The following is a 24,662-nucleotide window of genomic DNA, read 5'->3' on the forward strand; positions in this document are numbered from 1 at the left end:
AGGGGCCGGGTCAGGCGGGGTCGGCGTCGGTGTTTTCGGGAGCGCTGCGATCATCGGGATCGTCGTCGAGCCATTGCTGAAGGCACGCCTGAAACGCAGGGGAAATGTCGCCGAACCATTGCATCAGCGCTTCGTTCTGGGCATCCCATGTCTTGCGCGCCGCCTGCTGGGCCTCGTTGGCGATCAGCGCGGCGTCGGCCTGGCCGCGTGCATCGAGCCATTGCGGCAGCAGCGCGAAGCCTTGCGCGCGCCACTGCGCCGCTGCCAGCAGTTGTGCGTCGAGCCACTGCTTGCTGAGTTGATGGGTGGTCAGCGCGACCTGCCGTCCGAATTCGACGAGCCCGGCGGTGTCGTTGCGAAGATGCCAGGCGCGCGGCCATTGCCACGCATTTTCTTCGATGCGCTCGACGAGGGCCTCGCGCCAGTCGAGCGCAGCTTTGAGCGCGGGCTTCCATTGCGCCGCCGACGGCGGCTGGGCCGCAAGCATCGGCGCGGGCACGTAGCGCACCAGCGCTTCGAGAAACGGCTCCATGAGTGCGCCCGCGATCGGCCCGAACATCGTGGCCGCAAGCGGTCCGCACGCGGGCGCAACCGTCGCGCTCGCTGCCTGATCGCCATTCGCGGCGGCCGTGGTGTGATGCGAAGTCGACGTGTTCATCGTGCCTCCTTTGCGTTGCGTGCGCTGAGCAAGCGCTGGACCATCGCGTCGATGGCGGCCATTTGCGGGGCCGATTTGATATAGAAGTCGGGATGCGCAGGATCGTCGCTGGTGTAGCCCCAGAAGTCCCAGCAGCCCTTGGGATTGCGCCGCGCATCGGTGCGGATCTGCGGGTAGAGCACGATTATGCGATTGCTGTCCGCGAGCTGGTTGTAGCCCGTCGTCGTGTAGTAGCGATCCCCAAGGCGGCTGTCTTCCTGCGTGCAGCCGTGAAAGACGACGTGCACGCGGCATGTCTGCGTGAGGCAGTCGGCGGGGATGTAGACGTGGCCCACGTCGGACAGTCCGGTGCGCCTGCCCTGGAAAAACTCGGTCTGGTCGAAGTCGAGCAACTCGCCGCTCAGCTTGCTGGACGGCCGCTCCAGTTCGCCGTAAAGCTGGCGCAGGATGTCGTGCGATTGCACGAAGCCGCAGTTGTTGAGGTTGGGCGGCGCGTTGGCCGGGCAGGGCAGGTCGTTGCGGTTCGCGGTGATGAGCGCGTGACCGGCGTTGATGTTGTCGACATAGGCGATCTGCGCATCCGGGACGCCCGCGCTACGGTAGAACGCGCGGGTCTGCGCGACGACCTTCGGCAGGACGATCTTGTCCGAGGCGCCCGTGAAGATGTAGAGGCGCTGGCGCTTGAGGTTCGCGATGTCGTCGATCAAGCCGTCGTCGGCGAAGCGCTGCGCGGCCTTGAACGCGGCGGCCCCGGACGGCGCGGCGCCCAGTGGCGTCATGCAGAGCGTGCTCGCGTTGATCAGAAAGTGGTCCAGGCCGCCGTGCGGTCCGAGCCCTGCGCAGTAAAACGGCCCGCCCGCGACGATGCCGGCGCCCGCAACGCTTTGCGAATACGCGACGCTGAATTGCGCCGCCATGAACGCGCCCGACGACAAGCCGGAGACAGTCACCTGGTTGGCATCGGCGGCGAGGGCGGGCAAGGGCGGCGCGTCCGCGGCCCGCGCGTCGTCGCAGGTCGCGCCGAGTGCGGCCAGCGTGCCGAGTGTGCCGAGTGTGAAGAGGGTCGCGACGGCGAAGCGTCGTGACAGGGTCATTAGCGAATCCACGGGACGTTCTCCTGTTGGGTGAGGGACGAGGGGTGATCCGGGTTCGGCTCTCGCCGATGCTTCTGGCTCTGCTTTTGCAACTCGTTGATGCCCGACCAGCCGATGAACAGCATTCCCATTTCCGTCGCGCTGAAGGTGTAGGGCAGGCTGGCCAGCACGCCCATGGCCAGTCCCTTGGCGAGCGCGACACCGGGCGAGTCCGTGTCGACCCTCGACTGTGTGAGCGTGGTGCTGACCGAGGTGACGACGAACAGCAACAGCCCCACGATCAGCAGGAAATGCGTTTTTTGTTCGAGCGGCATGGGTTTGACCATGTCGAGCAACATGCTGTCCCAGAGCTTGTCGACGGATACCGTGACGAGTGCGGATAGCAGATGAATCGGACTTCTGCTCAGCGAAGGCAAGCCGCCCGTTCGGGGCGCTTCGGGGCGCGATGCCGGTGCGGGGGGAGGCATGTCGGTCGATCCGTGAAAACTGCGAAGCGGTTGCTGAAAGGAACGCGCTCCGGAAGTCGCTGTGAAGCGCGGTTTCGTATCGATGCGAGATCAATCGGATAACGAAGTATTTTCATGAAGCGGTGTAGCGCTCGTTGTGCTCGCGCGCCGTGCGCGCAAGCACAACCGTGGGCGATGGACTCCCGTCCGTGGGCGCTTACAATCCGCCCCACACGAGGCCGCCGCGTTGCTGTCCGGCTTGCTGCACGAGCAGCGCGAGATTGCGTGCCATGCTGTCCGCGTACTCGTCGATGGCGTTCTGCACACCACGGCTTTGCGTGCCCATCGGGATTTCCGCCGTCAGCGAAATCGGTGCGTCCGGCAGTTTGCTCGCGTAGAAAATGCGGTAGTCCCCTTCGGGCTTCATGCTGAAGCGAAACAACGCACCGTGCTCGGTTTTCGCGGCGGGTGGCGTGCTGCAGATGTCGCGCCGCGCGCTCGCGTAGAACGAATCGTCGGCGGGCACGACGATGGTCTTGTGCGCCGACGGCAGCATCAGGCGCTGCACCGCCCACATCTGCCACGCGGACGGCAGGCTGCTCGCTTCGTCGCCGTCGTTGAGGCCGAGCGCGAGGATGTCGCGCTCCGCGGTCGGCCTGCCGATGATGCTATCGGCGAAGATCGGCGCTTCGATGGGCATGTTGCTCATGCAGCCGCCATCGGTGTAGAGGAAGTCGCGCAGCGACGGTGACGGCCCGAGCGGCGGCGCGGCGAACAGCAGCGGAAAGGCGCCGCTCGCCTGCGCGGCCGCGAGCAGGCAAACGCCCTCGTGACGCACGAATGCCTTGTGGACGGGATTGCGCTCGGACGTCCCGGCGCCCGGCGGCAACAGCGTCGATACATAGTTAAGCGAACCGAAGGTCTCGGCGAGTGCCGCGCTGTCGACTTGGGCCGAATAGAGCCGTGTGAGCGTGACGCTCAGGTGCTTCCAGCCGGCGTCGATGCCCGCGTCGCGCAGCAGTGTGACGATGCGGTGATGCGTGCTGACGAGATAGCAGCCGAAGCGCCGCAGATCGCGCAGACCGGTCATCAGCGCGGTGCGCAGCGCGCCGATGTGCGGGCCGCCCGGGTCGACGTCGTAGTCCCAGAAGAAGCCCATGCCGCGCCCGTGCAGCTCATTCAGGTAATAGCGCTCGCCGTCGAGCGCAAGGTAGCTGTCGCCTTCATCGTCGAGGTCGATTTGCTCGACGATGCGGCGCATCAGTTGCAGCAGCGCGGTTTCGGCCCAGATCATCAGCACCGAGGGAATCGTCGAGCCGTCGAGCTTGTCGGCTGCGTAGTCGACGACGGTCGACGCGCGGCTCAGGGCGATGCGCGTTTCGCTGCGATTCGCGAACGATTTGGTGGCGAAGGGCAGCGCCTCGGTGATGGTCGGCGAAAGGCGCGCGATCGCTTCGGGCGTGCCGCCGAGCGCGAGGATAAAGCCGGTCAGCGCGCCTGCGCTCGCGCCCGCCACGTGGGGCACGGCGCGCAGGTCGATCTGGCGGTCGCGATGCAATTTCTGGAGTGCCTTGGGGTAGACCACGCCTTTGGCGCCGCCGCCGCCGAGCACGAGCGAATGTAGGTCGAGCATGTCGTTCTCCTGTCGATGAGATGGGTCGCCTAGCCGCCTTTGCGGTCCAGCAGCGACTGATACTTGTTGATGCTCTGGTCGATCTTTTCGAGTGCGAAATGCGCGGACTCGCCTTCGATGGCGCCCGCGGCCGCCGCGACGGCCGCCGCCGTGCCCACCAGCAGATCGGTGATCAGCACGCCGAGCGCATCTTCTGCCGCGCCCTTGATGTCTTCCTGGAGGAGCTTCTCGGTCATGTTCTTGAGCAGCACGCTCTTGCTGGCGAGCGCGAGTTTGCTCGCGCCGTCGAAGTAGTTCGCGGCCGACTGCGCGACGAGTCCGCTCGCCTGGCTGATCATCATGTTGGGACCGGCTGCGATCTGGCTGCTCGCGTAGGCGGTCGTCTCGGCGTTGCTCAACTGGACCGCCTGCACGATCTGACTGTTGAGCGCGTCGGTCGCGGGCGCCGCCGAGGCGCTTTGCATCTGCTCGGTGAAACCTGCAAGCGGGCTGGTTGGCGCGCTTGCGGGCGGCGTCGCTGCGCCGCTGTTCGTGCTGCTGCCGTTTTGACTGGCGGCGCTCGCGCCAGCGTTGTCCGCGGGGGGCGAGGCGCTGGCGTTCGCCGCAGGCGACGATGAGGGTGATGAAGGCGGCGAGGGCGGCTCGGCTGGCGCGACGGGCGGCGCCGTGGCCGGCGTTGCGCTGACCGCGCTCGCGCCGGACTTGCCGCCAAAGAGGTCCTTGAGGCTCATGGTTCAGGTCTCCTGGCGCGCGTCAGCTCTTGTCGCCGACGGCGAGAATCATCGTCACGGCCTTCGAAATCACGGCGCTGGAAATCTGGTTCAGCGCCTGCTGGCTGTGCACGGCGTTCTGCAACGACAAGCCCGCCGAATGGCTGGCGAACTGATAGAGCGAGGCGAGCGCCTGGGCCGGGGCTTCGGCCACGACCTTGACGTTGGTTTGCGTGACGGCATCGGTGATCTGGCCGTTGACGGCGGTGTTGTCTGCCATGACGACTCCTTCGGTACGACATGGGGGTGGAAAAAGCGCGAGTCGACTGGCGCCGCGCTGCGTGGTTTGCATGAATACGGACGTGTCGTCGGCGCGCTTGTGAAGGTCGGTGACGGTTGCGAAGCAGACCGGCGAGGCGCGCCTAGTCGAGTTTCTGGCGCAGCTTTTTGCGCAGCAGTTCGACGCGCTTGCGCGCGAGCGCTTCGCTGATGCCAAGCGCATCGGCGATTTGCGGATACGCCAGTTCGTCCTCGAATTTCAGGGCGAACAGCGTGCGTTGCGCGGGCGCGAGTTCAGCGACGGCTTTTTCCATGCGCGCAAGTTGCTGCTTGAGCGCGAGCTGCTGTTCGATGGGCGGCGCACGATCGGCGATGGCAATGCATTGCTCGTCTTCCCATTCGCTGCCGTGCTCGATCACGCGATCCTCGCGGCTGCGTCGGCGTGCATGATCGAGAAACGCGTGGTTGAGCGCGAGGAAGAAAAAGCCGGCGAGATTCTTGACGCGATCCGGGGAGCGCTGCATGTAGAGATGCACTTTCAGCGCGGTGTCGGAGAGGAGATCGTCGGCGCGCGAAGGATCGCCCTTGCATAGCAGACGCGCGCGTCTGCGCAGCTTGCCTTGCACGTCCCGCCAGGTGCAATCGAATTGCTCGCGGTAGGCCGTGGTCTCGTCGCCGGCATAAGTTGTGATGTTCATTCTGCGTCCTCCGTGGGTGGAATCCGCAGAATCCGGCCAATCGTATGAGGAAATCAGTTGCGTACGTAACAACGTGCTCGACGCCCGCGCAATGTGCTTCATCGGGCCGCCGCAATGTGGCGAAGGCGTTCGGGATTTTCGATGCATAACGTGCGTGCTTGCGGCCGGATCAGACCTTCGCGTTGCCAGCGTTGCAGCAGCGTATTGAGGCGCGGGCGGCTTACGTTGAGCATCGCGGCCATGATGCTTTGATTGCCGGGCAGGCGGACTTCGTGACGCTCGCCGTCGTCCATGCGCGTGAGCAGATGGCGCGCGAGCCGCGCCTCGAGTCGGTACAGACAGGCCGATTCGACGAAATCGCTCAATTGTTCTAGGCGGTTGCAGAGCAGTTGCTGGACGCGCAGCATGAAGAGTGGATTGGCCTGCAACGCGGCGAAATGCGTTTCGTGCAGCAGCGAGATCTCGCAGTCGGGGCTCAGTTGCGCGTTGAAGCTGCGGCGGCGCGGATGCAGCAGCGCACCCTCGCCGACGAGCCCGCCCGCGAGCGTGTAGTCGAGGATGAGTTCTCGCCCGCCCGGTTCGTGCAGCGTGTGATAGATGTGTCCGCGATGGACAAGCGCCACGAAATTTTCTGCGTCGCCCTTGAAGAACAACAGCCGGCTGCGGTGCGCGGGCCAGGGCGTGAGGTGCTCGTCGATATGCTGCATGAGTGATTCGGGCAGCCCCTGTAGCAGCGCAAATGAGCGAACCCCGTAATGGTCTTTGGCGGCTGGCATGACGTCCTTGCCTTGTCGTAATGTTGTCTGGTGACCCCCTCGCGGAAACGTCCTGTCATGCCGGATGTGAAGGGTCAGCGCCTTGACCCTGTCAATGTTGATAGTGAGTATTGCAAACGCAGCGAATGCGTGCGGTACGCGAGGAATGAACGAACGATGCGGGGCGCATTGCATCGCGCATAAGCGGACCGCCGGCTGGCGAGAGGTCATGCAAGATGCGTAATGTGCCTTGTTTCAAGGCGTGGCTCGCGAAATCGCGGGGTGTGGACTACAGGGGGGCGCGGGAGAAAGGGATGCGAAAGAATGCAGCCCTATGCGGCGGCGAAGATCGATGGGCTTTGCGCCTCAATCCGATTTTGGCGCCAGGCCATTGCTTCGGGTTTTCGATGTCTTTCCCGGCGTGCGGGAAATTTTCGCAAGATTGGCGAAGTGAACGTCACCGGAATCGGTGACGTTCACGAATATTCTGTGAAGCGGGAAAGAGACGTGTAGTCATCCTGATCGTAGTGTCGGGATCAGGAGCAGCGCGGAGATTAGGCTGCAACGGCGTTCCTCAGTCCTTGATTTGAGGAGCGCGTGCGTAGATCGTGTCAGTCACTGCGCAATGGCGGCATCAGGCAGTAGAAAGACATTTCATGATTGGCCGAAGAGAATGTGAGAGGCGGAAATCTGCGGCGCTTAATGAGGTTATTGCACGTATCGACGATGCGCCGCGCTATTGAATGAAGCGCTGCAATTCCACCGTCGACGGCCGCTCGAAAATGGCTTCCGGCGGCCCGCTCTCCCACACGCGGCCTTCGTGCATGAAGACGACGGTATCGCTCACCGCTCGCGCGAAACGCATTTCGTGCGTGACCATAATGAGCGTCATGTGTTCGCGCGCGAGACTTTCCACCACGCTCAGCACCTCGCCCACGAGTTCGGGGTCGAGCGCCGAGGTGATTTCATCGCACAGGAGCACGCTCGGTTTCATCGCCAGCGCGCGGGCGATCGCCACGCGCTGCTGCTGGCCACCCGAAAGCTGGTCGGGAAGCGCGTCGAACTTATTGCCGAGTCCCACGCGTTCCAGCATCTGCTGCGCGGTCTCGCGCGCCTGGGCACGTGACATTTTCTTGACCACCGTCTGTGCGAGCATCACGTTCTGCCCAGCCGTGAGATGCGGGAAGAGGTTGTATTGCTGGAACACCATGCCGACCTTCAGCCGCAGTGCGCGCAGGTCGGCGTGGCGTGCATCGACGTGTTCGCCGTCGATTTCGATCGAACCTGCGTCGATGCTTTCGAGACCGTTGAGTGCGCGCAGGAACGTGCTTTTGCCGGAACCGCTGCGGCCGATGATGCTCACGACCTGGCCTCGCTCCACGCTGAGGTCGATGCCCTTGAGCACGTGATTCGCGCCGAATTGTTTTTCGACGCCCTGGGTTTTAACGAGCGGCATGCCATTTCCTTTGCAGCGAGCGCGCATACCGCGTGAGCGGGTAGCACAAGACGAAGTAGATCAGCGCGACGAGGCCATAAACGAGAAACGGCCGGAACGTCGCGTTCGAGATAATCGTGCCGGCCTTGGTGAGTTCGGCGAAGCCGATGATCGAGACGAGCGCCGTGTCCTTGATCGCCTGCACGCCGAAGCCGACGGTCGGCCCGACGGCGATGCGCGCCGCTTGCGGCAGGATCACGTGGCGCAGTTGCTCAAAGTAATTCATCGCGAGACTGGACGAAGCTTCCCACTGGCCCCTGGGCACCGCTTCCACGCAGCCGCGCCAGATTTCGGCGAGATAGGCGCTCGTGAAGAACGTGAGGCCGAGCGTGGCGGCGACCCAGGGCGAAACGTCCACGCCCACGAGCGGCAAACCGAAGAACACGATAAAGAGTTGCAGCAGCAGCGGCGTGCCCTGAAACACCTCGATATAGATTCGCACGATCGCGCGCAGCACACGCGAACTGGACACGCGCATCACGAGTAGCACGAGACCGACGGCGCCGCCCGCGACGAAGGACACGAGCGAAAGCAGGACGGTCCAGCGCGCGGCCAGCAACAGCCCTTCAAGGATTTGCGCGAAAGTGAATTCGATCATCGCGTGCCTCGCGGGTTGCGTGCGAACAGCCTGCGGCCGGCCGCGTTGAGCGCGGCGCGCAGCACGAGCGCCATGGCCAGGTAGATGCCCGCGATCAGGAAATACGTTTCGAACGCGCGGAAATTGCGTGACTGCACGTAGCTCGCCGCGTACGTGAGGTCGGCGACGGAAATCTGCGAGACGACGGCCGAGCCGAGCATGGTAATGACGATCTGGCTCGTGAGCGCCGGAAAGACCTTCGCGAACGCTTGCGGCAAGAGCACGTGCACGAAGGTCTCGCGCGGCGACATGGCGAGCGCGGCGGCGGCTTCGCGATGCCCGCGCGGCACGGCGTCGATGCCCGAGCGCAGAATTTCCACGGAGTACGCACCAAGATTGAGCGTCATCGCGAGCACGGCCGCCGTGTATTCGCCGATATGCACGCCGAGCGCGGGCAAGCCGAAGAACACGAAGAACAGCTGCACGAGAAACGGCGTGTTGCGGACCGCTTCGACATAGCCGTGAACGATCGCGCGCGCGGCCGTCTGGCGGCTCTGGTGCACGGCAGCGCCCGCCACGCCGAGACTCAAGCCGAGCGCCGTGGAGGCGGCGGTGAGCGCGAGCGTGACGGCCGCGCCGGACGCGAACATGCCGCTATAGGCGGCAAGGTCGCCGAACTGAAGCTGATAGCTCATGAACGGAAAAAAGACTCGCGGTGATGACGCGCGCCGCGCGCGGCGGCGGCGCGAGAGAGGCGTCAGAGATTGGCGGGCAGCGGCTGGCCGAACCACTTTTTCGACATCGACTGAAGCGCGCCGTCCTTTTTCGCTTCGTCGATCGTGGCGTTGACCTTCGCGAGCAGTTGCGGCTCGTTCTTGTTGAGCCCGACGAAGCAGGGCGAGTCCTTGATGACGAACTTCATCTGCGGCTCGCGCGGCGGATGCTTCGCGAGAATCGCCGCCGCGACGATGTTGCCTGCCGCGATCAACTGAACCTGACCGGAGAGAAACGCCTGGATGGTGGCGTTGTTGTCGTCGAAACGGCGGATCGTCGCGTTGGGCGCCATGTTGGTGAGCGCCACTTCTTCCAGCGCGCCGCGCGTCGCGCCCACGGTCTTGCCGGTGAGGTCGGCCGGGCCGCTCACCTTGACGTCGGCGGGGCCGAACACGCCCTGGAAATACGGCGCGTAAGGCGCCGAGAAGTCGATAACCTTCTCGCGGTCGGGCGTCTTGCCGAGCGACGAAATCACGAGATCGACCTTGTCGGTCTGGAGATACGGAATGCGGTTGCCGCTGTTCACGGGCACGAGTTGCAGCTTCACCTTCATGGACTTCGCGAGCAGCGCGGCCATGTCGATGTCATAGCCTTGCGGCTGCATGTCGGGGCCGACCGCACCGAACGGCGGATAGTCCTCCGGCACCGCCACGCGCAGCGTGCCGCGCTTCTGGATCGCGTCGAGCGCGTCAGCGTGCGCGCTGGGCGCGGCGAAAACGGCGAGTACGGGCGCGCTCAGCAGCGCGGCGAGCAGGCGTCGGCGCGACGCGAGTGTTTGGGCGAGAGCCATCCTGTGTTCCCCGGAAAGGTGGTTGGCGCGACGGGTGTTGCGCAGCAGGCGATGCACTAAGCAAGGGTCGAGCCAAGCGAAGCGGGGCGGGCGTGCGCCGGCCGTCAACGGGGAATGAGAGGCGATGAATTCGCGTCGATGGCGCGATAGTTCACGCTTTTGGTGCATTGCATTGGCGCAATGCGATGGCGGAGATCGAGGGTGATCAGGCGGGGTACGCCTCATGTGATGAGCAGCGAGGAAAGAGCATGTCATCGGCCGTTGGATCGTCCCGAAGGGAGCACTTGATCCACGATGGAATCGCCTCCGACTGGCGTGCGGCCGCTGCAATGGGGCTGATCTGGAAAACGACGTCGCGGCGATTACGATGATGAGTGCGCGCCGCCTGCCGCTCGTTGAGCTTCGCTAGTGCGGCGCGCTTCGGATTTTTTACGGGACGGTAAAGCTTGATTCCTCAAACCTTCGCGCAGCGAAACCCCGCGTACACATACTGATATCGCGGCTGAAACCAGTTACGAAACGTCGGCCGCTGCATGCACCCCGCGGTGCGCGCGGAGCCGCCTTTCATCGCGTAGTGCTGACCGTCGAAGAAGTTGGCCGAGTAGCCTTCGTAGAACGGAAACGGCGTGAAGCCGCGCAACGGAGCGAATACCGTCGAGGTCCATTCCCAGCCGTTGCCGTAAAGGCCTTCCACGCCCCAGGTGCTGGCGCTGTCCGGCGTCGAATCGACGGCGACTGGGTCCCAGCTGCGGAAGTCGAAGTTGTCGGTTTCAGCGGGCAGCGCGCCGTGCGCCGCGCGCTGCCATTCGGCTTCGGTCGGCAGCCGCGCACCGCGCCAGCGCGCGAAGGCGCTCGCCTCCGCGTGGCTCACGTAGACGGGCCAGGAGAGCGGCAGCGGAATATCCTCGAACATCGTGCGCAGACGCCAGCCCTGTTCGCCACGCACCCAAAACACCGGATGTTCGATGCCTTCGGCCTTGCGCCAGGCCCAGTCGGCATCCGTCCAGAGTTCGCGGCGGCGATAACCGCCGTCGGCCACGAAGTCGAGAAACGCGCCGTTCGTGACCATAAAGCGGTCGATCTCGAACGCGGGCACGTCCACCTGCTCCTCGCCGAATTCGTTGTCCCAGCCGAACAGGCCGCGTTCGAGCGTCATGCCGAGTTCGGTGCGGCCGGCCGGCACGCTCACCGTTTCGGGCGTCACCGCATAGAGATGGTCCGCGCGAGCTCGGGCGGCGGCGGGCGCCTGCTTCTGCTCGAACGGTAGCTGATGCAGCATGTAGGACAGTGTCTCCACATGCATCAGCCGATGTTCGATTGCGACGTTGAGCAATTGCCCTGGCGTGTCGTGAATAAGCGCGCCGGGCGCCAGATCGAGTCCGGCGAGCCGCGCGTCGATGCGCGTGCGGGCGTCGCGCGCGTACTCGTGGACGGCGTCGAGGCTCGGCCAGTCCGAGGGCATGTCGGTCGGCAGCGCGCCATCGACGGGATCGATGCCGAAGGCAAACAGCTGGTCGAGCCGGGCGTCGGCGGACGGCAGGTCGAACAGGCGCTGATCGAACAGATTACGGTCGAACGCCTCCAGATGACCGATATAGAACACGATGCGATGGCGCTCGCGAATCGGGCGTTCGTAGAGAAATTCGGGCTTGACGAGGGCGAAGAGTGCGTCGCTGGCCGCGCGGGCGTCGGCGAGACGGGCGGCCAGCGAGGGCGTGGTCGGGAGCTGCATTGCGGCGAGTCTCCTGGCGTGGGCGGTGAGTGAGACTCTACCGCTGCGCACGCGCTGTGCCAATGCACTTCGAATCGCGATGCGGCGCGCGCGGGGCGCGCTCAGGACGACGCAAACGGCTGCGCGCCGCCTTGCGGGGCGGCGCGCATGGGACGAACGGGCGGGCTTACAGGTGCCGCAATCCGTCGATATCGATAATACGGATGAGCTTGCCCTGGGCGTCGATCAGGCCGCGCTTTTGAAATCTTGACAGGGTGCGGCTGACGGTTTCGAGCGTCATGCCGAGATAGCTGCCCATGTCCTCGCGCGTCATGCGCAGGTTGAATTCCGCGTGCGAGTAGCCGCGCAGGCCGTTGCGCTCGGACACGTCGAGCAGGAAGGCGGCCACGCGTTCGTCTGCGGACAGCGAGCCCAGCACCATCATCTGCGACGATTCGCGGATCAGCTGCTCGCTCATGAGCCGGTGCAGCCGGTCCTGCATCGCGCAGGTTTCGCGGCACAGATGCTTGAGCGCCGGGTAGGGGATGATGCAGACCGAACTGTCTTCGAGCGCCACGGCGCTGCACGTGTGCGTGTCGGTGCTGATGCCGTCGAGGCCCAGCGGATCGCCCGCGAGGCGCAGGCCGGTGACCTGCTCGCGCCCGTCGCGATGCGCCATGACGGTTTTCAGCGAGCCCGAACGCACGGCATAGAGGCTGTCGAACGGGTCGCCAGCTCGGTAGAGGGATTCGCCGCGGCGCACGCTGCGCGCGGTGCAGATGAGCGCTTCGAGCTTGGGCAGGTCGTCGAGCGCGAGACCTTGGGGCATGCACAGATGCCGCATCGCGCAACTCGAGCAGCGCGCCGATGAGCGCGGGCTTGTCACAGGTGCGCGGCTGCCTCGACGCACGGTGGTGGTATGAGTAACGACGGTAGGGGTCAGCATTTGCACGCTCCTGTTATCGGTTTCGGAGCATTCTCCCACCAGGGTCGAATCTCAAAATGGAGGCAAAAGGTCGCGCTTTTGAGATGAAGCCGCTTGCGCCTTGTCAGAAGGCGCTTTCGCGGCAAATGACAAGGCGCAAGCGGCACTTGAAATGCATTATTTCTTTGATTATCTCGATATTATTCCGAGATATTCGCGGTGCCTGCCGCACTCGGAATAAGCAAAACCGGCAAGGTCGCCTGACGCACGCAGCGTTCGGCCACGCTGCCGAGAATCAGACGCTGAAAACCGCGGCGTCCGTGCGTGCCCATGACGATCAGATCGGCGCCGCTGGACTTCGCGGCGTTGAGCACGAGCGTCGGCACGTCGTCGAGCGAGGACGCTTCGCCGGTCAGCATTTCGCCGGTCACGCCGCGTTCGCGCATCAGCTTGTTCATTTCCTCGGCGAGCTCGTTGCCCTGGGCGATCATCTGATTGCGCAGGATCGACGGGTCGTAGCCGGGCGCGTCGAAATACATCGGCGTGTTTTCAACGACATAGAACGGTTGCAGCGTCGAACCCATCGCCTTGGCGAGTTCGAGCGCGGCTTCGAATGCGCGGCGCGACGTTGCGCTGCCGTCCACTGCCACCAGGATGCGTTTGTACATGGAACCTCCGCGTAAATGAGCCCGAAAACAGGCGCGGCTGCGCGCGTCCGGGCATCGTCGGCCGGGTGCGGCATGTCGCGATCTGCGATGAGCTTAAAGGATCACTGACAAAGATGCAGTGCCGCTGTATGAAAGATGGAAGCCGGGGGGAGGCGGATCAAGAGCGCTGCGTCAGACGGCCACGGGCGAGTTCCGTCAGGATAAACTGACAGATGGCGACCGTTTCTCTTAATGGTCTGGTTGCGCGCGCACCGTGAGGCCGCTATCGTTGCGTCTCTTTAGTCCTTGCGCGCCGCAGCAAATCCCCGCCGTGACCTCTACCCACACTCCCTTGCCGTTTCGCAACGCGTTGCTGGCCATGCTCGGCATCGGCCTCGTCAACATGCTGGTTGCCCTCGATCAGACCGTTGTCAGCACCGCTTTGCCGTCGATCGTCGCCGAACTGCACGGTTTCGAGTATTACGCGTGGATTGCCAGCGCCTATCTGCTGGCTTCGGTGGTGACGGTGCCGGTGTTTGGCCGCCTCGGCGATTATTTCGGCCGCAAACGCTTCGTGCTCGCTGCCGTGATCGTGTTCACCGTGGCCTCGGCGCTGTGCGGGCTCGCGACCGACATGCCGTTTCTCGCGGCCGCGCGCGCGTTGCAGGGCGTGGGCGGCGGCATGATGGTGGGGACCGCATTCGCGTCGATTCCCGATCTCTTTCCCGATCCGCGCGCGCGTGTGCGCTGGCAGGTGGTGATGGCGGCCGCCTACGGCATCGGCACGGCGGCGGGACCGTCGCTGGGCGGCTGGCTCAGCGAGCACTTCGGCTGGCGCTCGACCTTCATGGTCAATCTGCCGGTGGGCGTGCTCGCGCTGTATTTCATCTGGGCGCATCTGCCGAACTATCGCCACGCGCGCACCGGCGAGGTCAAGATCGACTGGACCGGCGCCGCGCTGGTCGCGCTTGTGCTGGGCGGTTTCCAGACCGTTATCGAAGCGGTGCCGAAGGACGGCTTCACGAGCGCCAATCTCGTCCTGATCGCGCTGGTGGCGGTGGGCGCGGTGGCCTTGCTGGTGTGCGAGCGGCGCGCGACACATCCGATCATTCCGCTCGACCTGTTCCGCGATCCGCAGCTCGTCACGCTGTTCACGCTCTCGGTCCTCTCCGGTTTCGTGATGTTCTCGCTGATCTTCTTCGCGCCGCTGCTGCTGCAAGGCGGCTTCGGCCTGTCGCCGCAGGTCGCGGGTCTGCTCGCGACGCCGATCGCCGCCTGCATCGCGCTCGGCAGCCTCGTGAACACGCGCATCGTGATCCATCTGAAAAAGCCCACGTCGATCCTGACGGTCGGCTTCGGCCTGCTCGTGGCGGCGTCCGTGGGTCTCGCGTTCGCGACACGCACGACGGCGCATCTATGGCTCGAACTGGCGATGGGCGCGGTCGGCATCGGTCTCGGCTTCATCCTCAACAATCTGAACGTGTTCGGCCAGGAGATCGCTGGGCGCGAGCGTTTCGGCATCACGACGGCGCTGCTGCAATCGACGCGGATGGTGGGCGGCATGCTCGGCACGAGCATCGTGGCGACGATCGTGAATCACCGCTACGCGGCCGGAATCGGCGACGCGCTCGCGGTGCTCGGCGCGCCCGGCGCAGCGCGCTGGCAGCCGCAGCTTTCCGATCCGCGCGTGCTGATCGATCCGGCGCTGCGTGACGGCCTGACGGCGCAGATGAAAGCCGCGGGCCTCGACGGCGCGGCGCTCATCGAGGCGGTGCGGCACGTGCTGGTCGACGCGATTCACCTCGGCATCGGCCTGACCGGCCTCGCGGCGCTGGTGGCGGCGTTGTGCGTGCGCCGCATCTCGCATATCCGTTTTGGCAAATCCGCCGCGAAACCGGCGCCGGCTCAGCCGGAATGACGGCAAAAATCCGGCAAAAGACGGGAAAAACGCGGCGCTGATCCCCGGATTCGCGTGCGCGGCTCGCCCGCTGCGACGTTTTTCGGCCGTCTTCGGCGCGATTCGTCAGACAAAAGCGTATGATGTCTGACGCTGCACCGCGAACCGTGACGCGAAATCCGGGTTTTTTCGTCGCGTTCTGAGCGCGATTCAGGCGGCCGCAGCCATCGGGCCGAAGATCGCGTTATGCGTCTGCTCGCTCATGGCGATGTCGAGCGCGACCGCATTTTCCACGCCGATACGCATCGGCGCGCCGAGCCGCGTGATCTCCATGCCGGTGCGGCGAAGCATGCGTTCGATCGGCGTGGTGGTCACCGTCACGTAGCGCGAAATGCCCATGCGGTCGGCAAACTGGATCGCCGACTGGATCGCGTGCATGGTCAATTCGGCGAAGCCGAAGGCCTGATCGTTGCCCGTTTCGATCGCAAAACGGCTCAATTCCCAGATGTGGCGGCCCGTGGGCGCCGTTTCGCCGTGCAGCAGTTGCGGGAAGGTGTCGCGCAGCATGTTCGGCCCGTCCGTCGGCATCAGGCGCCAACAGCCGCGCACCTGCCGCTCGTCGTCCTGAATCAGCATGTAGTGGGGTCCGAGCGCGTCGTACCCGTCGATCTCCATGCCGGCAATGGTGGGAATATCCCAGCCCATCCGGTCGCGGAAAACCCGCGCCCGTAGCCGGTACATTTCGTTGATGTCCTCGTTGTCGAACTCCTGACGCAGTCCGATCCTGATCGCAGCTTGCATGACAACTCTCCCTTGAACTGGTGGAGGGGGCAGCGGTATGGATCGAAAGCTATGCGTTATGAATATAAAAAAACACCTATCCAGATAGGTAGGTGCGGAGGGAGGGTCACTTCTGGAGAATGGCTGGGCGGCAGTCACTCATCAGGCATATCTGACAGCGAGGTCAAAATGGAACTTCTGGACAATCATCAATGGCAGGCAGGCACGAATTCCCTTCATAACGCGGGGGACCTGTCGTCGGTAATCGACCGTGTCCTGATCATCGCGTATCGGAAAAAGAAGAAGGAAAGTCAGCGCCGCTTCTGGGCGCGTTTCGGCGTGACGCAGTCGCGCGGCAGCCGTTTCGAGTCGGGCGCGGAGATTCCGCCGCCGGTGTCGATCCTGCTGGGTCTGTACTTCAACAAAACGATTTCGGACGGCGATCTGGGCCGTGCGGAGCGCGTGCTGCGACGTCCCGAGGCGTCGATGATGCTTAGCCCGGGTCAATAAGGCCCATCTGCGTCGCAATCACGGCTGCCGCACGCCGTGAGTTCACGCCGAACTTCCCGCGAATATTTTTCATGTGGAAGTTCACGACGGCCTCGGAGCAATTGAGGATGTGCGAAATCTCCCAAGTGGACTTGCCGAGAGCAGTCCACTTGAGGCATTCCTTTTCGCGCGGCGTGAGCTTGGGAACCAGCGACTGGGCGTGATCGTTCAGATGGCGCTGGCTCGTGTCGAGCACGAGATCCCGCAGCAAGACCAGGTTCGGCAGCGCACGATTGACGTCCTGCCAGAACTGGTCCGACGGATTCACGTCGTTCACGAAGCACAACATGCCGGTTTCCTGGCGCGGGCCATGGATCGGCAGCGTAATGCCGGCGCGCAGCCCATGCGAGCGGGCTTCCTCATACATGGTTTGCTGCTGCTCGGTGGCAAACAGTTCCGGCGACCAGATGAGCGGCGACGAACGCGTCGTGCAATGCGTCACCGTCGGGTCGAAATACGCCATCCCGTTGTCGTTATAGGTCTGCCGCCAGGCAGCCGAATAGTTCGTTCGGATGAACGCGTCCTCGAGCCGCATGCCGGCACGCGGCAGGATCGCCAGCATGACCTGGCCGAAACCCCACGAAACGGCAAGCTGCGACACCGCGTCGAACCACGCGGCCTCTTCGGGCGCGTCGAGCACGGGCGACATCTGCTCAATGAAATGTAGAGGCACGTCAACACTCTCCGTCGGCGGTGGGCCAGTCCGCTACCAGCGCCCGGCGGGCTCTGGCCTCGCTTCTTATGGCTTCTTATGATGTAACAATTTATCACTAAATTCCGTCATGCTCGTCTTTATCCCGCAGCGCTGTGGGCTTTGATCCAGGGATTTGCCCGCCGTTGGGGAAAATCCCTGGCGAGTATCTCGTCGGCTGCTGAACAAAAGTGCCGATCGGGAGCGAGCGCCGCGCGCGTTCGGGCGCGGAAAACGGAACTGGATTGCCGCTTTCATTACCGATTCTGTAATTCGCTTAATCAAATTCGGTAATAAAGCGACGAGCGCGGCGGGATTTTACCGTCGGCGCAATGACATGCGAATGGCTGCAATGACAGTCATCCGTGCTTGAGACCGGCTTTACGAAAAAACGGCGGCGCGCCGATATCGGCGCATTCGTTGTCTTTAAATCGGCGTATGCGCGCGCATGACGGATTGATTGCGTCATGCGAGCGTCATGTTTTCCAGCATTCCGGCATTCGAGCGTTACGGTTTGCGTTGCAATTCGATGATGCGGGTCGGCCGCAGATGGTTGATCGCGTAGTGGATGCGGCCGGGGCTGCGGCGTGCGCCGCGCTCGCCCGGCTCGGCGAATTGCCGCTCGGCGTCGAGGGTCGTTTCCGGCGGGGCCATGCCCTTGTCGACGGCTTCGAAATCGGCCTGCGTCGCAAACGGATGACGATGCGCGCCGCTGCGGCTGTCGAAGCCCGCGAAGCCGTCGTTCGCTTCGGGCATGCTGTTGTCGAGTGTGGCGTTGCTTGTGGTGATCTCGTCGGGGCCGATGTCGCCGGCGCCCGCGAGCCGCGCGGCTTCGCGATTCTTGCCGTCGGTGTCCACCGTGCTGTCGTGCGTGCGGTCGTTGTGCAATTCGGCGCTGCGCGGCGCGCCGGGTTGCGTGGCGTGCGTGTCGTCGGGGCGATTCATGATGTCCTCCGTCAAAGAGGCTGGCTCAGAAGCGGTACTCCCTGGTTCAGCAATTGGCGTTCCACTCGTTTCTGAAATCTGGAATCGGACCGAAAATCAAGCCGGCACGCCAGGAGAACGCCTCCAGCGATTTCGCATTTTTTTCGTTGGATCGCCGTATTTCCTCGGAGTATGATCCTCTTTCAACGAGTTGGCGCGCTTTAGATTAACGGCCTGAAATCATGGCCGGGCTGTGGCTTTGCCGCATCGATCCTGCACGCGCCTGACAAAAAACGAACGAGGCAGTCAGGGGCGGACGAGACACATGCACTTCGACGCTGCATTCACGCATCGCGGTTACCTGCTCAACTGTGCACCGGCGCGCACCGGCGACGGCACGTATCAACCCTATGTCGTGATCTCGCGTTCGAGCGACGGCGAACTCGTGGCCAATCGTTTTTTTCCCTCCGATCTCCGTTTCGACGACGAACGCGCTGCCATCGCCCACGCGCGCGACTGGGCCGTGCGCTGGATCGACGCCAGCAGCGTCACGCTCTGATCCGCGTATCGCCCCACGCCTTGCCGCTTGCCGATGCTGAATCGACGCGTTCCGCGCCCAGGCGGACCTCGGCGAACTATCGAGAAAAGCGGTAATCTCTGGGGTCGATACACTCCTGTGCGGCGCCTGCCGCCGCCGCCGCATTACCATGTCCACACCTGCCAGCCCCGACTGGGGCCTCGAACAGATCGTCGCCGATCTGCGCGCGTCGCGCGAGGAACGTCACCGCACGCGCCATCCGCTCGGCATCCGCGAATTGCCGTCGCGCGACGCCGTCATCAATATCGTGCAGGGGCTGCGCGCGGCGCTGTTCCCGACGCATTACGGCGCGCCCGACCTGACCGACGAGAGCGTCGATTACTACGTCGGCCACACGCTGGAAAGCACGCTGCGCCTGCTTGCCGAACAGATCCGGCGCGCGCTGCGCTTCCTGCCCGAATACGCCGATGCCGCCGACGACATCCTGCGCACGCGCGCCTTCGAAGTCGCGCGCGAGTTCGGCCATCAGCTGCCCGGCATTCGCGCGCTGCTCGTGAGCGATATTCAGGCCGCCTTCACGGGCGACCCCGCCGCGCAGCACATCACCGAAATCCTGCTCTGCTATCCGGGCGTGTGGGCGATGACGCATCACCGGCTCGCGCACGCGCTGCATCGGCTCGGCGTGCCGCTGCTCGCGCGCTTCATCAACGAGATCGCGCATTCGGCCACCGGCATCGATATTCACCCGGGCGCGCAGATCGGCCCGAGCTTCTTCATCGATCACGGCACGGGCGTGGTGATCGGCGAAACGGCGATCATCGGCGAGCGCGTGCGCGTTTATCAGGCGGTGACGCTGGGCGCGAAGAGTTTTGCCGCCGATCTCGACGGCACGCTCGTGAAGGGCAACGCGCGCCATCCGATCGTCGAGGACGACGTGGTGATCTACGCGGGCGCGACGATTCTGGGCCGCGTGACCATCGGCAAGGGTTCGGTGATTGGCGGCAACGTGTGGCTCACGCATAGCGTGCCGCCGGGCAGCAGCGTGCGTCAGGGCAAGATCCGCGAAATCGAACGCGGCAACGACGGCCAGTAATCAGGCGTTCGTTCGCGTTCGTTCGACAGGGAGGACGCCGCGGGCGCGGCGTCCGCCTGATCGCGAGGATCAGGTATTCGCCACGCTCATCGCGCCCGGATTGCCGACGATGGCGAGAAACTCGCGGCGCGTGGACGGGTCGGTGCGGAACGTGCCGAGCATGCGCGACGTGACCATCGACACGCCCGCCTTGTGCACGCCGCGCGTCGACATGCATTGATGCGCGGCTTCGAGAATCACGCCCACGCCCTTCGGCTGCAACACGTCGTTGAGCGTGTCGGCGATCTGCGCAGTCATCTTTTCCTGAATCTGCAGGCGCTTCGCGAAAGCGTCGACGAGGCGCGCGAGCTTCGAGATGCCCACCACGCGATGCTCGGGCAGATACGCCACGTGCGCGCGGCCGATGATCGGCACCATATGGTGCTCGCAGTAGCTCTCGAAGCGGATGTCCTTCAGCACGATCATCTCGTCGTAACCGTCGACTTCCGAGAACGTGCGCGACAGGATCTCGCGCGGATCGAGCTGATAACCCGCGAAGAATTCCTCGTAGGCGCGCACCACGCGCCCGGGCGTATCGATCAGACCTTCGCGGGTGGGATCGTCGCCGGCCCAGCGCAGCAGCACGCGCACGGCGTCTTCCGCTTCGGTGCGCGACGGGCGCGCGGCGATCTCCACGGCGTCCTTCGACGGGCGTTTCTTACCTTTCTTTTCAGTGTTCTTTGCGTCGCTCATGCATCGGCTCCTGTCATGTGGCCGACGCCCGCTCGGCGCGCCACGAACGCGCATTGTTCCATGAATCCTGCATGACCGTGCGAGCGCGCGAATGTTCGGAGGCCGCGCTCACTTCGGCCATTCGTCCATCGCGTCATTGAAGAGTTCGGCGACCACGCTGCGCAGCCACGCGCCGCGCGGCGCGTTGTGATACTTGCGATGCCAGTACTGCTTGAGGTCGAAGTGCGGCAAGGGCAGCGGCGGCTCGACGAGCGTGATCGACGCGTGCTCGGAGACGTACGCGAAGCCGATCGCGTGCGGCACCGTCGCGATCAGGTCGGTGCGCGTGAGGATGAACGGCAGGCTCATGAAGTGGGGCGTTTCGAGCACGGCGCGGCGGCGCAGGCGCTTCTTCTCCAGGAAATGTTCGAGCACTTCCTGGCTGCGTCCTTCGGCGCGGACCACCGCATGGCCGAGCGCGAGAAATTGTTCGAGCGTGATCGGCTTGCCCGCGAGCGGGTGGTTGCTGCGCATCAGGCAGATGAAGCGATGCGTGAAAAGCCGCTGCTGGAAAAAGTTATTGCCGCCGAGGTCGGGAAAGTAACCGACGGCCAGATCGATGTCGCCCGATTCGAGGCCGCGTTCGACCTGACTGGGCGGCAGCGACACCGAGCGCAGATTTGCATGCGGCGCGCGCTCGGCGAGCATTTGCAGCAGCCGCGGCAGAAACACGATTTCGCCGACGTCCGAGAGCGCGATCGAAAACGTGTGCGTGCTGGTGGCCGGATCGAAGGCCTGATCTTCGAGCATGCCTTTTTCGATGCGAATCAGCGCGTCGCGCGCGGCGGGAATCAGCCCGAGCGCGCGCGGCGTGGGCTCCATGCCGCGCGAGGTGCGCACGAACAGCGGATCGCCGAAATACTCGCGCAGCTTGCCGAGCGCCGTGCTGACGCGCGGCTGACTGACGCCGAGCCGTTCGGCGGCGCGGCTGACGTTGCGCGTGTCCTCCATCGCAACGAGATAGGGGATCAGATTCAGGTCGAGGTCTTGCATCGGGCGGGAGCGCGCGGGCAGCGCCGCACTATGTCTAAACGGGATAGACCTTAGTGCAAACATGCGGATTCCAGATATTGGGGTATGTGCCCGGGTCGGGGCGCGTCGGTGGACGGCGTGCCGCCGCGCGCATGCATTTCAGTGCATTGTTGTAGGTCAATGCACGATATTTCCGCTGAAGAATCCGCGCGCGCTCGGGGTTGCCCTAAGGAAGTCCCGCCTTGACAAGCGCGCCTGGGCACTCCGATAATGCGTTGGACGTTCGCTAAACGAATCAGTGTTCGTATATAGAACTTTTTCGCGATCGAGTGGCGTGGACTTTCCGCGATGCGCATCGCTTTCAGGAACAGGCATGATCAACAAGATTTTCGACTCGCTTCAAGCCGCCGTCGCCGACATTCAGGACGGCGCCACGGTGATGATCGGCGGCTTCGGCACGGCCGGCATGCCGGCGGAACTGATCGACGCGCTGATCGCGCAAGGCTCGAAAGAGCTCACGATCGTGAACAACAACGCCGGCAACGGCGACACGGGCCTGGCCGCGCTGCTCAAGGCCAAGCGGGTGCGCAAGATCATCTGCTCGTTCCCGCGCCAGACCGACTCGTACGTGTTCGACGGCCTCTATCGCGCCGGCGAAGTCGAGCTTGAACTCGTGCCGCAAGGCAACCTGGCCGAGCGCATCCGCGCGGCGGGCGCCGGTATCGGCGGTTTCTTCACGCCCACGGGCTACGGCACGAAGCTGGCCGAAGGCAAGGAAACGCGCCTGATCGACGGCCGCCAATACGTGCTGGAAGCGCCGCTGCACGCCGACTTCGCGCTGATCAAGGCGTACAAGGGCGACCGCTGGGGCAATCTGGTCTATCGTAAAACGGCGCGCAACTTCGGCCCGATCATGGCGAGCGCCGCCAAGGTGGCGATCGCGCAGGTGTCGGAAGTGGTCGAACTCGGCCAGCTCGATCCAGAAAACATCGTGACGCCGGGCATTTTCGTGCAGCGCGTCGTTGAAGTGCCGCAGGCCGCGCATCAAGCGCAGCAAGCCGGCCAGGCCGCCTGACGCTACGGAGTTATGCAATGAAACGGTTGAATCGCGACGAAATGGCTCAACGCGTGGCTCAGGACATTCCTGAGGGCGCTTATGTGAATCTCGGCATTGGCGTGCCGACGCTGGTGGCCAACCACCTCGATCCGAGCAAGGAAATCTTCCTGCACAGCGAGAACGGTCTGCTGGGCATGGGCCCGGCGCCCGCGCCCGGCCTGGAAGACGACGAACTCATCAACGCAGGCAAGCAACACGTCACGCTGCTGACCGGCGGCGCCTTCTTCCATCACGCGGACTCGTTCGCGATGATGCGCGGCGGCCACCTCGACTACTGCGTGCTCGGCGCGTTCCAGGTGTCGGTGAAGGGCGACCTCGCGAACTGGCACACCGGCGCACCGGACGCCATCCCCGCCGTGGGCGGCGCGATGGACCTCGCGCTCGGCGCGAAGCAGGTGTTCGTGATGATGGAACTGCTGACGAAGCAGGGCGAAAGCAAGCTCGTGAGCGAATGCTCGTACCCGGTCACGGGCGTGAACTGCGTGGGCCGCATCTACACGGACCTCGCCGCGTTCGACGTGACGCCGGACGGCCTCGCCGTGCGCGAGATCTATTCGGACATCGACTTCGACGCGCTGCAAAAGCTTGCCGGCGTGCCGCTGATCGACGCGACGCAGAATCGCCGCGCGGCGTAAACTGCGGCAACGCGCGTTCCTCTCGCAGATGAACACCAGCGTGGCGCGGGTCTGGCGGCAACAGTCGCCGGGCGCCGCGCCATCTGCGTTTGCGCGCATCCATATCTTTTTCATATCGATCCATGATTGAACGCCTGACGAGCCTCATTTGCGGCACCGAGCCGATGAACGCCGCGTGGTCGAGCGAGGCCACGCTCCAGCGCATGCTCGACGTGGAAGCGGCGCTTGCCCGCGCGTCGGCGCTGCATGGCGTGATTCCGCAGACGGCCGTGGCGGCGATCGTCGCGACCTGCCGTGCGGATCGGCTCGATGCCGAAGCGCTCGCGCGCGACGCCGCACTCGGTGGCAATCTGGCGATTCCGCTCGTCAAGCAACTGACTGCTCGCGTGAAAGAGGCCGATCCCGAGGCCGCGAAATACGTGCATTGGGGCGCGACGAGCCAGGACATCATCGACACGGCGACCGTGCTGCAACTGCGCGACGCGCTCGCGCTGATCGAAACGGGTCTCGACGCCACCTGCGCCAATCTCGCTGAACTCGCGCGCGCACACCGCGCGACGCCCGCAGTCGGACGCACGTGGCTGCAGCAGGCGCTGCCGATCACGCTCGGTCTGAAATTCGCGCAGTGGCTCGATACGCTGCTGCGTCATCGCGAGCGTCTTGCAGCCTTGCGCGAACGTGCGCTCGTGTTGCAGTTCGGCGGCGCGGCGGGCACGCTCGCGAGCCTGCGCGACGCGGCCGCGAACGTGAGCACCGAACTCGCGAAGGAACTCGGCCTCGCGCAGCCGACGCTGCCGTGGCATACGCAACGCGACCGCATCGCCGAAGCGGCGGCATTTTTCGGCATGCTGATCGGCACGCTCGGCAAGATCGCGCGCGATATCTCGCTGCAGATGCAGACCGAGATCGGCGAACTTGGCGAGCCGGCGGCGGCAGGCAAGGGCGGTTCGTCCACCATGCCGCACAAGCGCAATCCGGTCGGCTGTGCAGCGGTGCTCACCGCCGCCACGCGCGCGCCGGGCCTCGTCGCCACGGTGTTCGCAGGCATGGTGCAGGAGCACGAACGCGCGCTCGGCGGCTGGCAAGCCGAATGGGACGCGCTGCCCGAACTCGCGCGTCTCGCGGGCGGCGCGCTCGCACAGATCGAACAGATTACCGGCGGACTGGAAGTGCGGCCCGAGCGACTCGCGGCCAATCTCGACGTCACGCATGGCCTGATTCTCGGCGAGGCCGTGATGCTCGCGCTCGGCGACCGCATTGGTCGTCTCGATGCGCATCACCTCGTCGAAAAGGCCTCGAAACAGGCGGTGCAATCGCAACGCACGCTCTACGACGTGCTTGCGGCCGATCCCGCCGTCACGCAGCATCTAGACGAAAATCGTCTTAAAGCGCTGCTCGACCCCGCTCATTACGTGGGCGAAGCGCACGCCTTTGTCGACGCGGTGCTCGCGTCGTACGCGAAGCGTTCGCCTCATTCTTCATCGCAGACTCATCAGGAGTAAC

At 64.4% G+C, this 24,662-nt stretch carries 27 protein-coding genes; 7 read left to right on the top strand and 20 right to left on the bottom strand.

The genetic code is table 11. From position 1 onward, the window contains the following. Positions 1–10: 10 nt before the first annotated feature. The 15 genes from U4Y88_RS03405 to U4Y88_RS03475 all read right to left on the bottom strand — a co-directional run bounded on the left by U4Y88_RS03405 (position 11) and on the right by U4Y88_RS03475 (position 13,213). The gene (locus U4Y88_RS03405) at positions 11–658 is read right to left on the bottom strand and encodes a hypothetical protein (protein WP_321782281.1); all 648 of its coding nucleotides are present in this window, start codon (positions 656–658) and stop codon (positions 11–13) included. Further along, a complete protein-coding gene (locus U4Y88_RS03410; protein ID WP_321782283.1) occupies positions 655–1,752 on the bottom strand; it encodes a PHB depolymerase family esterase in 1,098 nt (365 codons plus the stop codon). The genes U4Y88_RS03405 and U4Y88_RS03410 overlap by 4 nt, the downstream gene beginning before the upstream one ends. Beyond that, positions 1,752–2,219, bottom strand: coding sequence for a hypothetical protein (locus U4Y88_RS03415; protein ID WP_321782285.1), 468 nt, complete (start codon positions 2,217–2,219; stop codon positions 1,752–1,754). Before U4Y88_RS03415 ends, U4Y88_RS03410 begins: the two co-directional genes overlap by 1 nt. Positions 2,220–2,415: 196 nt before the next feature. Beyond that, entirely contained in the window at positions 2,416–3,831 is a 1,416-nt protein-coding gene (locus tag U4Y88_RS03420; RefSeq protein ID WP_321782286.1) for a patatin-like phospholipase family protein, read from the bottom strand. Positions 3,832–3,860: 29 nt separating this feature from the next. Further along, positions 3,861–4,562, bottom strand: a complete 702-nt coding sequence (locus U4Y88_RS03425) for a hypothetical protein (RefSeq protein ID WP_321782288.1) — start codon at positions 4,560–4,562, stop codon at positions 3,861–3,863. 22 nt (positions 4,563–4,584) lie between these two features. Continuing rightward, positions 4,585–4,821 (bottom strand): RebB family R body protein, encoded by a 237-nt coding sequence (locus U4Y88_RS03430; RefSeq protein WP_065061686.1) that lies wholly within the window; start codon positions 4,819–4,821, stop codon positions 4,585–4,587. A 142-nt stretch (positions 4,822–4,963) separates the two neighbouring features. Continuing rightward, positions 4,964–5,518, bottom strand: a complete 555-nt coding sequence (locus U4Y88_RS03435; protein ID WP_224011515.1) for an RNA polymerase sigma factor — start codon at positions 5,516–5,518, stop codon at positions 4,964–4,966. A 98-nt stretch (positions 5,519–5,616) separates the two neighbouring features. Then, complete coding sequence (locus tag U4Y88_RS03440; protein ID WP_321782290.1) at positions 5,617–6,504, bottom strand: Crp/Fnr family transcriptional regulator; 888 nt, start codon at positions 6,502–6,504, stop codon at positions 5,617–5,619. 505 nt (positions 6,505–7,009) lie between these two features. Next, on the bottom strand, positions 7,010–7,729 hold the full coding sequence (locus U4Y88_RS03445; protein WP_224011513.1) for an amino acid ABC transporter ATP-binding protein: 720 nt from the start codon (positions 7,727–7,729) through the stop codon (positions 7,010–7,012). Next, positions 7,716–8,366 (bottom strand): amino acid ABC transporter permease, encoded by a 651-nt coding sequence (locus U4Y88_RS03450; RefSeq protein ID WP_321782292.1) that lies wholly within the window; start codon positions 8,364–8,366, stop codon positions 7,716–7,718. Before U4Y88_RS03450 ends, U4Y88_RS03445 begins: the two co-directional genes overlap by 14 nt. Then, on the bottom strand, positions 8,363–9,040 hold the full coding sequence (locus tag U4Y88_RS03455) for an amino acid ABC transporter permease (protein ID WP_321782294.1): 678 nt from the start codon (positions 9,038–9,040) through the stop codon (positions 8,363–8,365). The genes U4Y88_RS03450 and U4Y88_RS03455 overlap by 4 nt, the downstream gene beginning before the upstream one ends. Before the next feature lie 62 nt (positions 9,041–9,102). After that, on the bottom strand, positions 9,103–9,909 hold the full coding sequence (locus U4Y88_RS03460) for a transporter substrate-binding domain-containing protein (protein ID WP_224011510.1): 807 nt from the start codon (positions 9,907–9,909) through the stop codon (positions 9,103–9,105). Positions 9,910–10,363: 454 nt separating this feature from the next. After that, positions 10,364–11,641, bottom strand: coding sequence for an SUMF1/EgtB/PvdO family nonheme iron enzyme (locus tag U4Y88_RS03465; RefSeq protein WP_321782296.1), 1,278 nt, complete (start codon positions 11,639–11,641; stop codon positions 10,364–10,366). Positions 11,642–11,807: 166 nt separating this feature from the next. After that, a complete protein-coding gene (locus U4Y88_RS03470; protein WP_415774387.1) occupies positions 11,808–12,566 on the bottom strand; it encodes a helix-turn-helix domain-containing protein in 759 nt (252 codons plus the stop codon). Between the two features lie 179 nt (positions 12,567–12,745). Continuing rightward, on the bottom strand, positions 12,746–13,213 hold the full coding sequence (locus U4Y88_RS03475; protein ID WP_224011507.1) for a universal stress protein: 468 nt from the start codon (positions 13,211–13,213) through the stop codon (positions 12,746–12,748). Positions 13,214–13,571: 358 nt separating this feature from the next. Between U4Y88_RS03475 and U4Y88_RS03480 the strand changes: the two genes are divergently transcribed. Further along, on the top strand, positions 13,572–15,110 hold the full coding sequence (locus U4Y88_RS03480; protein ID WP_224011542.1) for an MFS transporter: 1,539 nt from the start codon (positions 13,572–13,574) through the stop codon (positions 15,108–15,110). Positions 15,111–15,299: 189 nt separating this feature from the next. Here the strand turns inward: U4Y88_RS03480 and U4Y88_RS03485 are convergent, their stop codons facing one another. After that, complete coding sequence (locus U4Y88_RS03485) at positions 15,300–15,890, bottom strand: acyl-homoserine-lactone synthase (protein WP_224011506.1); 591 nt, start codon at positions 15,888–15,890, stop codon at positions 15,300–15,302. Positions 15,891–16,058: 168 nt separating this feature from the next. Between U4Y88_RS03485 and U4Y88_RS03490 the strand changes: the two genes are divergently transcribed. Then, the gene (locus U4Y88_RS03490) at positions 16,059–16,379 is read left to right on the top strand and encodes an XRE family transcriptional regulator (protein WP_310630394.1); all 321 of its coding nucleotides are present in this window, start codon (positions 16,059–16,061) and stop codon (positions 16,377–16,379) included. Here U4Y88_RS03490 and U4Y88_RS03495 read toward each other — a convergent pair. Further along, positions 16,363–17,067, bottom strand: a complete 705-nt coding sequence (locus tag U4Y88_RS03495) for a helix-turn-helix transcriptional regulator (RefSeq protein WP_224011541.1) — start codon at positions 17,065–17,067, stop codon at positions 16,363–16,365. The two genes, U4Y88_RS03490 and U4Y88_RS03495, sit on opposite strands and share 17 nt — an antisense overlap. A 549-nt stretch (positions 17,068–17,616) precedes the next feature. Beyond that, the gene (locus U4Y88_RS03500) at positions 17,617–18,054 is read right to left on the bottom strand and encodes a DUF3005 domain-containing protein (protein ID WP_224011504.1); all 438 of its coding nucleotides are present in this window, start codon (positions 18,052–18,054) and stop codon (positions 17,617–17,619) included. Between the two features lie 304 nt (positions 18,055–18,358). On the opposite strand from U4Y88_RS03500, the gene U4Y88_RS03505 reads away from it, so the two are divergent. After that, entirely contained in the window at positions 18,359–18,592 is a 234-nt protein-coding gene (locus U4Y88_RS03505; protein ID WP_224011503.1) for a hypothetical protein, read from the top strand. 148 nt (positions 18,593–18,740) lie between these two features. Further along, positions 18,741–19,664: a serine O-acetyltransferase EpsC gene (gene epsC / locus U4Y88_RS03510; protein ID WP_224011502.1), complete on the top strand. Its 924-nt coding sequence runs from the start codon at positions 18,741–18,743 to the stop codon at positions 19,662–19,664. Positions 19,665–19,733: 69 nt separating this feature from the next. Here epsC and folE read toward each other — a convergent pair whose 3' ends face one another. Then, positions 19,734–20,396, bottom strand: coding sequence for a GTP cyclohydrolase I FolE (gene folE / locus U4Y88_RS03515; RefSeq protein ID WP_224011501.1), 663 nt, complete (start codon positions 20,394–20,396; stop codon positions 19,734–19,736). A 108-nt stretch (positions 20,397–20,504) separates the two neighbouring features. Then, entirely contained in the window at positions 20,505–21,428 is a 924-nt protein-coding gene (locus tag U4Y88_RS03520) for a LysR family transcriptional regulator (protein WP_224011500.1), read from the bottom strand. Positions 21,429–21,780: 352 nt separating this feature from the next. Between U4Y88_RS03520 and U4Y88_RS03525 the strand changes: the two genes are divergently transcribed. The 3 genes from U4Y88_RS03525 to U4Y88_RS03535 all read left to right on the top strand — a co-directional run bounded on the left by U4Y88_RS03525 (position 21,781) and on the right by U4Y88_RS03535 (position 24,661). Next, positions 21,781–22,482 (top strand): 3-oxoacid CoA-transferase subunit A, encoded by a 702-nt coding sequence (locus tag U4Y88_RS03525; RefSeq protein ID WP_224011499.1) that lies wholly within the window; start codon positions 21,781–21,783, stop codon positions 22,480–22,482. Positions 22,483–22,499: 17 nt separating this feature from the next. After that, complete coding sequence (locus U4Y88_RS03530) at positions 22,500–23,159, top strand: 3-oxoacid CoA-transferase subunit B (RefSeq protein WP_224011498.1); 660 nt, start codon at positions 22,500–22,502, stop codon at positions 23,157–23,159. 122 nt (positions 23,160–23,281) lie between these two features. Then, positions 23,282–24,661: a 3-carboxy-cis,cis-muconate cycloisomerase gene (locus tag U4Y88_RS03535; RefSeq protein ID WP_321782298.1), complete on the top strand. Its 1,380-nt coding sequence runs from the start codon at positions 23,282–23,284 to the stop codon at positions 24,659–24,661. Position 24,662 lies beyond the last annotated feature (1 nt).

Origin of the sequence: Paraburkholderia sp. J94, from assembly GCF_905220285.1 — a bacterium.
Taxonomy (GTDB): domain Bacteria; phylum Pseudomonadota; class Gammaproteobacteria; order Burkholderiales; family Burkholderiaceae; genus Paraburkholderia; species Paraburkholderia tropica_A.